Origin of the sequence: Mycobacterium sp. (assembly GCF_050701675.1) — a bacterium.
In the GTDB taxonomy this organism is placed as follows: domain Bacteria; phylum Actinomycetota; class Actinomycetes; order Mycobacteriales; family Mycobacteriaceae; genus Mycobacterium.
Genome location: NZ_JBOGDD010000469.1, coordinates 1 through 10,284, shown reverse-complemented (window position 1 = coordinate 10,284; position 10,284 = coordinate 1). Strand labels below are relative to the sequence as shown.

6 protein-coding genes are annotated in these 10,284 nt (G+C 66.0%); 2 read left to right on the top strand and 4 right to left on the bottom strand.

The genetic code is table 11. From position 1 onward, the window contains the following. Both gltB and gltD read left to right on the top strand, forming a co-directional pair. Window positions 1-4,260 (top strand): glutamate synthase large subunit (gene gltB / locus ACRDUX_RS14085; RefSeq protein ID WP_526414646.1); only part of this gene is annotated, 4,260 nt, incomplete at its 5' end. Continuing rightward, window positions 4,253-5,719 carry a glutamate synthase small subunit gene (gene gltD, locus ACRDUX_RS14080; RefSeq protein WP_526414645.1) on the top strand — a complete coding sequence of 489 codons (1,467 nt, stop codon included), beginning with the start codon at window positions 4,253-4,255 and terminating at the stop codon, window positions 5,717-5,719. The genes gltB and gltD, both read left to right, overlap by 8 nt. Before the next feature lie 364 nt (window positions 5,720-6,083). Here the strand turns inward: gltD and ACRDUX_RS14075 are convergent, their stop codons facing one another. The 4 genes from ACRDUX_RS14075 to ACRDUX_RS14060 are packed head-to-tail and all read right to left on the bottom strand — an operon-like array spanning window position 6,084 to window position 10,276. Then, window positions 6,084-7,208, bottom strand: coding sequence for an ABC transporter ATP-binding protein (locus ACRDUX_RS14075; protein ID WP_526414644.1), 1,125 nt, complete (start codon window positions 7,206-7,208; stop codon window positions 6,084-6,086). A gap of 11 nt (window positions 7,209-7,219) precedes the next feature. After that, window positions 7,220-8,143, bottom strand: a complete 924-nt coding sequence (locus ACRDUX_RS14070; RefSeq protein ID WP_526414643.1) for a carbohydrate ABC transporter permease — start codon at window positions 8,141-8,143, stop codon at window positions 7,220-7,222. Then, window positions 8,140-9,042 (bottom strand): carbohydrate ABC transporter permease, encoded by a 903-nt coding sequence (locus tag ACRDUX_RS14065; RefSeq protein ID WP_526414642.1) that lies wholly within the window; start codon window positions 9,040-9,042, stop codon window positions 8,140-8,142. The genes ACRDUX_RS14070 and ACRDUX_RS14065 overlap by 4 nt, the downstream gene beginning before the upstream one ends. A 1-nt stretch (window position 9,043) precedes the next feature. Next, window positions 9,044-10,276 carry an ABC transporter substrate-binding protein gene (locus tag ACRDUX_RS14060; protein ID WP_526414647.1) on the bottom strand — a complete coding sequence of 411 codons (1,233 nt, stop codon included), beginning with the start codon at window positions 10,274-10,276 and terminating at the stop codon, window positions 9,044-9,046. Window positions 10,277-10,284: the final 8 nt, after the last annotated feature.

Genomic DNA, 10,284 nt, shown 5'->3' with positions numbered 1-10,284 from the left:
GGTCTGACGTTCATCGGCTGGCGCGACGTGCCAACCGACGATTCGTCCCTTGGCGCACTTGCGCGCGACGCGATGCCGACGTTCCGCCAGCTGTTCGTCGGCGGCGCATCCGGCATGGACCTCGAGCGTCGCGCCTACGTGGTGCGCAAGCGCGCCGAGCACGAGCTGGGCACCAAGGGGCCGGGCCAGGATGGTCCTGGTCGCGAAACCGTCTACTTCCCAAGCCTTTCCGGGCAGACGTTCGCCTACAAGGGGATGCTCACCACCCCGCAGCTCAAGGCGTTCTATCTGGACCTGCAGGACGAGCGGATGACCAGCGCGCTGGGCATCGTGCACTCGCGCTTCTCGACCAACACCTTCCCGTCCTGGCCGCTGGCTCACCCGTTCCGCCGCATCGCCCACAACGGTGAGATCAACACCGTCACCGGAAACGAGAACTGGATGCGCGCGCGGGAGGCGCTCATCCGCACCGACGTCTTCGGGTCGTACGACGACGTCGACAAGATCTTCCCGGTCTGCACCCCGGGCGCGTCGGACACCGCGCGCTTCGACGAGGTGCTCGAACTGTTGCACCTCGGCGGCCGCAGCCTGCCCCACGCCGTCCTGATGATGATTCCGGAGGCCTGGGAGCGGCACGAGTCGATGGACCCCGCCCGTCGGGCGTTCTACGAGTACCACTCGTCGCTGATGGAGCCGTGGGACGGACCGGCGTCGGTGTGCTTCACCGACGGCACCGTGATCGGAGCGGTCCTTGACCGCAACGGACTTCGCCCGTCCCGAATCTGGGTCACCGACGACGGCCTGGTCGTCATGGCGTCCGAGGCCGGGGTGCTGAACCTGGACCCGGAACGCGTGGTGCAGAAGCTGCGCCTGCAACCAGGCCGGATGTTCCTGGTCGACACCGAACAGGGCCGCATCGTCTCCGACGAGGAGATCAAGACCGAACTCGCCGCTGGGCAGCCCTACCAGGAGTGGCTGGACGCCGGGCTGTTCAACCTCGACGATCTGCCGCAGGGCGATTACGTCCGCATGCCGCACCACCGGGTGGTGCTGCGCCAGCAGGCCTTCGGCTTCACCTACGAAGAGCTGAATCTGCTGGTGGCGCCGATGGCGCGCAGCGGGGCCGAAGCGCTCGGCTCGATGGGCACGGACACCCCGGTGGCGGTGTTGTCGGCACGGCCGCGGATGCTCTACGACTACTTCCAGCAGCTGTTTGCCCAGGTCACCAACCCGCCGCTGGACGCCATCCGCGAAGAGGTGGTGACCAGCCTGCAGGGCACTGTCGGCCCGGAGGGCGACCTGCTGAACCCGAATGGCGACTCGTGTCGCCAGATCGTGCTGCCCAACCCCATCCTGCGCAACGCCGAACTGTCGAAACTGATCTGCGTCGACCCCGACCACGAGATCCGGGGCCACAAGCACGGGCTTCGCGCCGCGGTCATCCGTTGTCTCTACCCGGTCGCCAGGGGCGGCCAGGGGTTGCGTGAGGCGCTCGAGGACGTGCGGGGCAAGGTGTCGGCCGCGATCAGCGACGGCGCGCGCATCATCGTGCTGTCCGACCGCGAGTCCAACGAGTCACTCGCCCCGATCCCGTCGCTGCTGAGCGTCTCGACCGTGCATCACCACCTGGTGCGCGCGCGCACCCGCACCCAGGTCGGCCTCGTCGTCGAAGCGGGCGATGCCCGCGAGGTGCACCACATGGCCGCGCTGGTCGGCTTCGGCGCCGCGGCCATCAACCCCTACATGGCCTTCGAGTCCATCGAGGACATGGTCGACCGGGGCGTGATCACCGACATCACCAGCGACAAGGCCAAGGCCAACTACACGAAGGCCGCGGGCAAGGGCGTGCTGAAGGTGATGTCGAAGATGGGCATCTCCACGCTGGCTTCCTACACGGGCGCCCAGCTGTTCCAGGCCATCGGCATCAGCCAGTCGGTGCTCGACGAGTACTTCACCGGTCTGCACTGCCCGGTGGGCGGCATCGACCTCGACGACATCGCCGACGACGTCGCCGCCCGCCACGCGCTGGCCTACCTCGACCGCCCCGACGAGCGCGCCCACCGCGAGCTCGAGGTCGGTGGTGAGTACCAGTGGCGCCGCGAGGGCGAGTACCACCTGTTCAACCCGGAAACCGTGTTCAAGCTGCAGCACGCCACGCGCACCGGCCAGTACTCGATCTTCAAGGAGTACACCAAGCTCGTTGACGACCAGAGCGAGCGGTTCGCCTCATTGCGCGGTCTGCTGAAGTTCCGCGACAGTGCCGACAGCGGACGGCCGCCCGTGGCGCTGGACGAGGTCGAGTCGGCTACGGAGATCGTCAAGCGCTTCTCGACGGGCGCCATGAGCTACGGCTCCATCTCGGCCGAGGCGCACGAGACGCTCGCCATCGCGATGAACCGCCTTGGCGGACGCTCGAATTCGGGTGAGGGCGGCGAGTCCGCGGACCGCTTCGATCCCGACGCCAACGGTGACTGGCGCCGCAGTGCCATCAAGCAGGTCGCATCTGGTCGCTTCGGAGTGACCAGCCACTACCTCACCAACTGCACCGACATCCAGATCAAGATGGCCCAAGGTGCGAAACCCGGTGAGGGCGGCCAGCTTCCGGGGCACAAGGTGTACCCGTGGGTGGCCGAGGTGCGGCATTCGACACCGGGTGTCGGCTTGATCTCGCCGCCGCCGCACCACGACATCTACTCGATCGAGGATCTGGCGCAGCTGATTCACGACCTGAAGAACGCCAATCCCAGTGCCCGCGTTCACGTGAAGCTCGTCAGCGAGAACGGCGTGGGAACCGTCGCGGCGGGGGTGTCGAAGGCGCATGCCGACGTCGTGCTGATCTCCGGGCACGACGGAGGTACCGGCGCCACCCCGCTCACGTCGCAGAAGCATGCGGGAGCGCCGTGGGAGCTTGGCCTGGCCGAGACGCAGCAGACCCTGTTGCTCAACGGACTTCGCGACCGGATCGTCGTACAGGTCGACGGCCAGCTCAAGACCGGCCGCGACGTCGTCGTGGCCGCGCTGCTGGGCGGCGAGGAGTTCGGCTTCGCCACTGCTCCTCTCGTGGTGGCGGGCTGCATCATGATGCGGGTGTGCCACCTCGACACCTGTCCGGTGGGCGTGGCCACGCAGAATCCGCTGTTGCGGGAGCGGTTCAACGGCAAGCCGGAGTTCGTCGAGAACTTCTTCATGTTCATCGCCGAAGAGGTGCGGGAGCTGATGGCGCAGTTGGGCTTCCGGACGGTAAACGAGATGGTCGGGCAGGTCGGCGCGCTGGACACCAAGCAGGCCGCCGAGCACTGGAAGGCCCACAAGCTGGACCTCTCGCCGGTGCTGCACGAGCCCAACTCGGCGTTCATGAACCAGGATCTGTACTGCAGCTCGCGCCAGGACCACGGTCTCGGCAAGGCGCTGGACCAGCAGCTGATCGTGCAATGCCGGGAGGCCTTGGACACGGGGGCAATGGTCCGTTTCCGGACCAGCATCGCGAACGTGAACCGCACCGTCGGCACCATGCTCGGTCACGAGGTGACCAAGGCCCATGGCGGGCAAGGGCTTCCGGACGGCACCATCGACATCACCTTCGACGGTTCGGCGGGCAACAGCTTCGGCGCCTTCCTGCCGAGGGGTGTCACGCTGCGGGTGTACGGCGATGCCAACGACTACGTGGGCAAGGGTCTCTCCGGCGGTCGGATCGTCGTGCGGCCTCCTGAGAACGCGCCTGCCGGGTACGTGGCCGAGGACAACATCATCGCGGGCAACGTGATTCTGTTCGGCGCGACCAGCGGCCAGGCGTTCCTGCGCGGTCAGGTCGGCGAACGGTTCGCGGTGCGAAATTCTGGCGCTCACGCGGTGGTCGAGGGCGTTGGCGACCACGGCTGCGAGTACATGACCGGTGGCAAGGTCGCGATCCTCGGACCCACCGGGCGCAACTTCGCCGCGGGCATGTCCGGTGGCATGGCGTTCGTGTACGACCCGGATGGCGTGCTGCCCGACCATCTGAACACCGAGATGGTGGACCTCGAGGCGCTCGGCACCGACGACTCGGAAGACGTCAGGTGGCTGCACGACATCATCCAGGCGCACGTTGACGCCACCGATTCGGCGGTAGGCCGACACGTTCTCACCGATTGGGAGTCAGAACTGAAGCACTTCGTGAAGGTGATGCCGCGCGATTACAAGTCCGTTCTGTCGGCGATCGCCGAGGCGGAGCGCAACGGTGAGGACGTCAACGAGGCGATCATGGCGGCGGCCCGTGGCTGATCCGCGCGGCTTCCTGAAGCACACCCATCGCGAGACCCCGCAGCGCAGGCCCGTCCCGCTGCGCCTGCGTGACTGGGACGAGGTATACGAGGACTTCTCCCACGACGTGCTGCAGGACCAGGCCGCGCGATGCATGGACTGCGGTATTCCGTTCTGCCACAACGGTTGTCCGCTGGGAAATCTGATCCCCGAGTGGAACGATCTGGTCTACCGGAACCGGTGGCGCGACGCGATCGAGCGCCTGCACGCCACCAACAACTTCCCGGAGTTCACCGGGCGGCTCTGCCCGGCACCGTGCGAGGCGTCCTGCGTGCTCGGCATCAACCAGGACGCCGTGACCATCAAGCAGGTCGAGGTCGAGATCATCGACAACGCCTTCGAAGAGGGCTGGGTGGTCCCGCTGCCACCGACTCGTCTGACCGGCAAGACCGTCGCCGTCGTCGGGTCCGGTCCCGCCGGCCTGGCCGCCGCCCAGCAGCTGACGCGGGCGGGTCACGACGTCACGCTGTTCGAGCGCGCCGACCGGATCGGTGGACTTCTGCGCTACGGCATCCCCGAGTTCAAGATGGAGAAGCGCCACATCGACCGTCGCCTCGAGCAGATGGCGGCGGAGGGAACGAAGTTCAGGACCGGCGTCAACGTCGGCGTCGACGTCACCGCAGAACAGTTGCGGGCCGACTTCGACGCAGTGGTCCTCAGCGGCGGTGCGACGGACTGGCGCGATCTGCCCATCCCAGGGCGCGAGCTGAGGGGCATCCATCAGGCGATGGAGTACCTGCCGTGGGCGAACCGCGTCCAAAACGGCGATCCGGTGGTCGGTGACGACGGCGAGCCGCCGATCACCGCGAAGGGCAAGAAGGTGGTCATCATCGGCGGTGGCGACACCGGCGCCGACTGCCTTGGCACCGCCCACCGTCAGGGTGCAGCCAGCGTGCACCAGTTCGAGATCATGCCGCGTCCGCCGGAGGAGCGGGCCCAGTCGACGCCATGGCCCACCTACCCGCTGATGTACCGCGTGGCGTCGGCACACGAAGAGGGCGGCGAGCGAGTGTTCTCGGTCAACACCGAGGAATTCGTCGGCACCGACGGTCGCGTCGAGCGACTGAAGGTGCACGAGGTCCAGATGCAGGACGGCAAGTTCGTGAAGGTCGACGGCAGCGACTTCGATCTCGACGCCGATCTGGTGCTGCTCGCGATGGGATTCGTTGGGCCTGAGAAGCCGGGTCTGCTCAGCGACCTGCACGTGGAGCTGACCGACCGCGGCAACGTTGCCAGAAACGACGACTTCCAGACCTCGGTGCCGGGTGTCTTCGTCGCCGGCGACATGGGTCGTGGCCAGTCGCTCATCGTGTGGGCGATCGCCGAGGGTCGTGCCGCGGCCGCGGGCGTCGACCGCTACCTGATGGGCCAGACCGCGCTTCCGGCGCCGATCAAGCCGACCGCCGCGCCTCAGCGTTAGGGCCGAGCGGTAGCTGGCTAGTCACACCAGTCACACCAGAAACATCTGACCTTATTCCGGCGCGCCAGTTTGGTGTTAGCCAGATCACAGGTGTCTAATGGTGCTCAGGGTTCGTGCGCCAGTGTGGGCCCACGGTGAAGCAAGACGCCAACCGCAGGAGTGAACGCCGTGCACATCAATCCGATCGCTCGATCACGAATGGGACGAATCGCCTGGTCATTGATCCGGCACCCGGTCAGAAGCCGTGACTTCCCTGCCAAACACGAGCGCCTGGTCACCGCGGACGAACTCATTAGGTACGGCGTCTAGCTCACTGCCGCTGCGCCGGAATCAGCTGCCGCGAAAGTTTGCTTAGGCGCTATATCTACCTGCGCGTCAACGACTGCTCGCGGCTATGCCGGGCGTCGCCCGTCTCAGCGTCGAAGAAGTACGTCCGCTCGGGCGGCAGCTGCAGGCCGATGCGGGTGCCGGATTCCAGTTCGGTACCCGACGGGGCCTGAACGATCACCCGGGTCTCGCCTGGGGCGACCGAGCCGTCGGGGAAAGGGTCGACGAGCGCGGTGACCAGCACGTGGCTGCCGAGCGGCTCGGTGAAGTCGACCCTCGCCGGCACCATACCGTCGGATGGGGAAGTGTCCAGCCGAAGATGCTCCGGCCTGGCCCCGACGGTTACCGGGCCGTCGGGTTCGGATGCGGTCGTCATCGCAACGCCGCCGACGTGGAGGACCCCGCTGCGCACCATGCCAGGCATCAGATTCATGGGGGGACTGCCCATGAACGCGGCGACGAACGTGTTCGCCGGCCGGTTGTAGATGTCGTCGGTCGTACCGATCTGTTGCACTTCACCGTCGGACATCACGCACAACCGATCCCCGAGCGTCATCGCCTCCACCTGATCGTGGGTGACGTAGATCGAGGTCACCGGGAGCTCGCGGTGCAGGCGCTTGAGGTCTCCCCGAACCTGGTTGCGCAGTTTCGCATCGAGGTTGGACAGCGGCTCGTCGAGCAGGAACGCCTGCGGCTGGCGCACCAGGGCGCGGCCCATCGCCACTCGCTGACGCTGTCCGCCGGAGAGTTGGCCTGGCTTGCGGTCCAGCAACTCATCGATCTCCAGCAGGCTGGCCGTCTCGCGGACCCGCCGCTCGACCTCGGCCCGAGGAGTCCTGCGTTGACGCAGCCCGTAGGCGAGGTTCCGGTAGACGGACATGTGCGGATAGAGCGCGTAGTTCTGAAACACCATCGCGATGTCCCGCTCGCCAGGGGACATCCCGTTGACCACGGTTCCGCCGATCCTGATCTCGCCCGACGTCGGCTTGTCCAGCCCAGCCAGCAGACGCAGCGCGGTGCTCTTGCCGCAGCCCGACGGTCCGACCAGGATCAGGAACTCCCCATCCGACACGGTCAGGTTGAGGCCCTTGAGGGCGACGGTGTCACCCGAGCGCCCGCCCGCATAACTCCGCGTGACATCGCGGAACTCGACTTCTGCCAACGTCTTGCCTCTCAGCCCTTGATGCCGGTACTGGCTACCGATTGGACGAAATATCTCTGCGCGCCGATGAACACCAGCAACATCGGCAGCAGGCTCATCACGTTGGCCGCCATCAGTAGCGGCCACTTCACCCGGTGGGCACCCTGAAAGTAGCTCAGCCCCAACGGAATCGTCATCTGGTCCTGTGAGGTGATCACGATGAGGGGCCACAGGAAGTCGTTCCACGACGTCAGGACGGTCAGGGCCGCCAGTGTCGAGAGTGCAGGCAACGACAACGGCAGCACCATCTTGAACAGCACACCCAGCCGTGAGGTCCCGTCGACGCGCGCGGCCTCCTCAAGCTCCACGGGCACGGTCATGAAGAACTGGCGCAGGAAGAAGATGCCGAAGGCCGTCGCGAGGTTGGGCAGCATCAGCGCGCCGATGTGGTCGATGCCGAACACTTCGGCGACGTTGTCACCGAACCACTTGACGATCAGGAACACCGGAATCATGGTGACCTGGAAGGGCACCATCAACGTGGCCATCAGTACGACGAAAAGCGCTCCGCGACCGAGGAATCGGATCCTGGCGAAGGCGTAACCCGCCAGGCTGCAGACGATCAGGTTGCTGACCAGGACGACCAACGTGACGAGCGCGCTGTTGAGGAAGAACTGCCCGAACGGTGCTGCGTCCCACGCCTCGGAGTAGTTCTGGAACCTCGGATTGGCTGGGAAGAGAACCGGCGGGAAGTGATTGGCCTCCCCCTCGGTCTCCAACGAGGTGACCAACATCCACAGCAGCGGGACGACCAACAGGAAGGACAATGGGATGAGGACCAGATGCCACGGGCTGAAGGGCAGCCGCCACCTGCGCCTGCCACCCGGCGTGCTTGCCGTCCGTTCGCCTGCAACGGGTTTCGCGGGTACCGGTGGAGTCACCGTATCGGCGCTCACGAGTAGTGCACGTATCTACGAGCGATGCGGAACTGGATGGCGGTGATGACCAGGATCACGACGAAGAGCGCGTACGCCATCGCGGCGGCGTACCCGGCATCGAAGTGCACGAATGCCCGATCCCACAGGTAGTAGACGATGACGGTGGTCGCCCGCAGTGGGCCGCCGCGCGTGGTCGCATAGACCTCGTCGAAGAGTTGTAGCGCGTTGATGGTCAGCCACACCAGGAGGAACAGGTTCGCGGGCCCGAGAAGGGGCACGGTGATGGTGCGGAACCGGGTGAACGCACTCGCGCCGTCGATGGCAGCCGCTTCGTGCAGCTCGGCGGGAACCCCCTGCAGGGCAGCCAGATACACGATGACCGAGAACCCTGTCCAGCCCCAGATCGTCATCGCGACTATCACGAACAGGGCCTGCGAAGGTGAGGCCAGGAACGGTTGTGATGACACCCCGACCGCGTTGAGCGCGGCGTTGACCAATCCGTAGTCACGGTCGGTCAGCCAGAGAAAGATGATGCCCTGCGAGATCGTGGAGACCGCCATCGTGACGTAGGCAGCGGTCCGGTACACCGAGATGAAGCGCAGCGAGCGGTTCATCGCCGCGGCGACGAACAGCCCGACCAACATGGTCCCTGGGACGAAAAGCGCGGTGTAGACGATCGTGTGCTTGATCGACTCGACGAAGACCGGGTCGGTGGCCAACTTGCGGTAGTTGTCGAGCCCGACCCATGGGGTCTCCGGGGTGAGCAGATCGGAGTGCTGGAACGACAGTTGCAGCGACATCAGCACCGGGAGCAGACCGAAGATCCCGATCAGCACGACCGCCGGACTCGCCAGCGCCCAGCCGCTTGCGTTCTCCGACCGGGCGATTCGCCCCAACAGGGCGGGCGCGGAAGGCACGTTACTTACCGGCCAGTGCTGCGTCGGAGGCCTGAGCTGCGGAGTTCAGCGCGTCTGCGGGCTGGTCCTTGCCGAGCATGACGGACACGATCGCCTGACCCAGCGCCTCCGAGATGGCGGGGTACTGCTCGACCGTCGGCCTGGCCTTCTTCACGTTCGACAGATTCTGCACGAAGACGCCGACGCCGGGAAGCTGCTCATCCATCTTGGCGACAACCGCCTGGTCCTGACCAACCGAGGTGCGGGTCGGCAGATCGCCGGTGCCCAGGGAGAAGGTCTTGACCTGCTCGGGCGCGGTGAGCCACTTGACGAAGTCGACGGCCGCCTGCTTGCGCTTGTCGCCGTTGTCGAATACCACCCAGTTGTCCGGCCCGGAGATCGTCTGATGGGCACCGCTGGAGCCGGGATACGTCGGCATCACCTGAACGCCGTACTCGATGTCGGACAACGAGCTCAGATCCCACGGCCCGGTGACCAGCATCGCGACCTTGCCGCTGTTCATCAGCTTGGGGCCGTTCTCGTTGGTGGTGTCCAGGTACACCGACTTGTCGGTGACGGCCATCTGCTGCAGCGTGGTCAGCGCCTTGACGCCCGCCTCGGAGTTGAACGTCGCGTGCTCGTTGTCCGACGACAGGATGTCGCCGCCGGCCTCCCACAGCATCGGAAGGTAGTGCCAGACGGTGTCCTCGCTGCCGTCGGCGGGGATCAGCCAGCCGTACTGTCCCTTCGAGGGATCGGTCAGTTTGGCTGCCGCGGAGCGGAAGTCGTCCCACGTCCAGTTCGCGGTCGGCGGCTCGATCCCTGCGTCGGCGAAGAGCTTCTTGTTGTAGACGATCGCGAGGTTGTCCACCAGGGCGGGTACCCCGACCGTCTTGTCCCCGACCGTCGCCGCGGCCCGCTCGGCGGGATAGAAGTCGTCCCACTTCCAGTCCGGCTGCGCCACCGCGGAAGTCATGTCGACGAGCTTCGGTATCTGCGCGATGTTCGGCGACCACGACCCGAACATGTACGCGACGTCGGGCGCACTGTCGCCGCGCACCGCGGTCAGCACCTTCTGCAGCACCAGATCGTTGCTGGAGTACAGCTCGCTTACCTGGACGTCGGGATGCTCCTTGTTGTACTGATCGATCAGCGACTTGAACACGGTGCCCTCGGTGTCCTGAAAGCCGTGCCACACGGCGATCTTGGTGGGGCCCGACGACGACGAGTCGCCTCCTCCACCGCAGGCGGCCAGAACGAGAG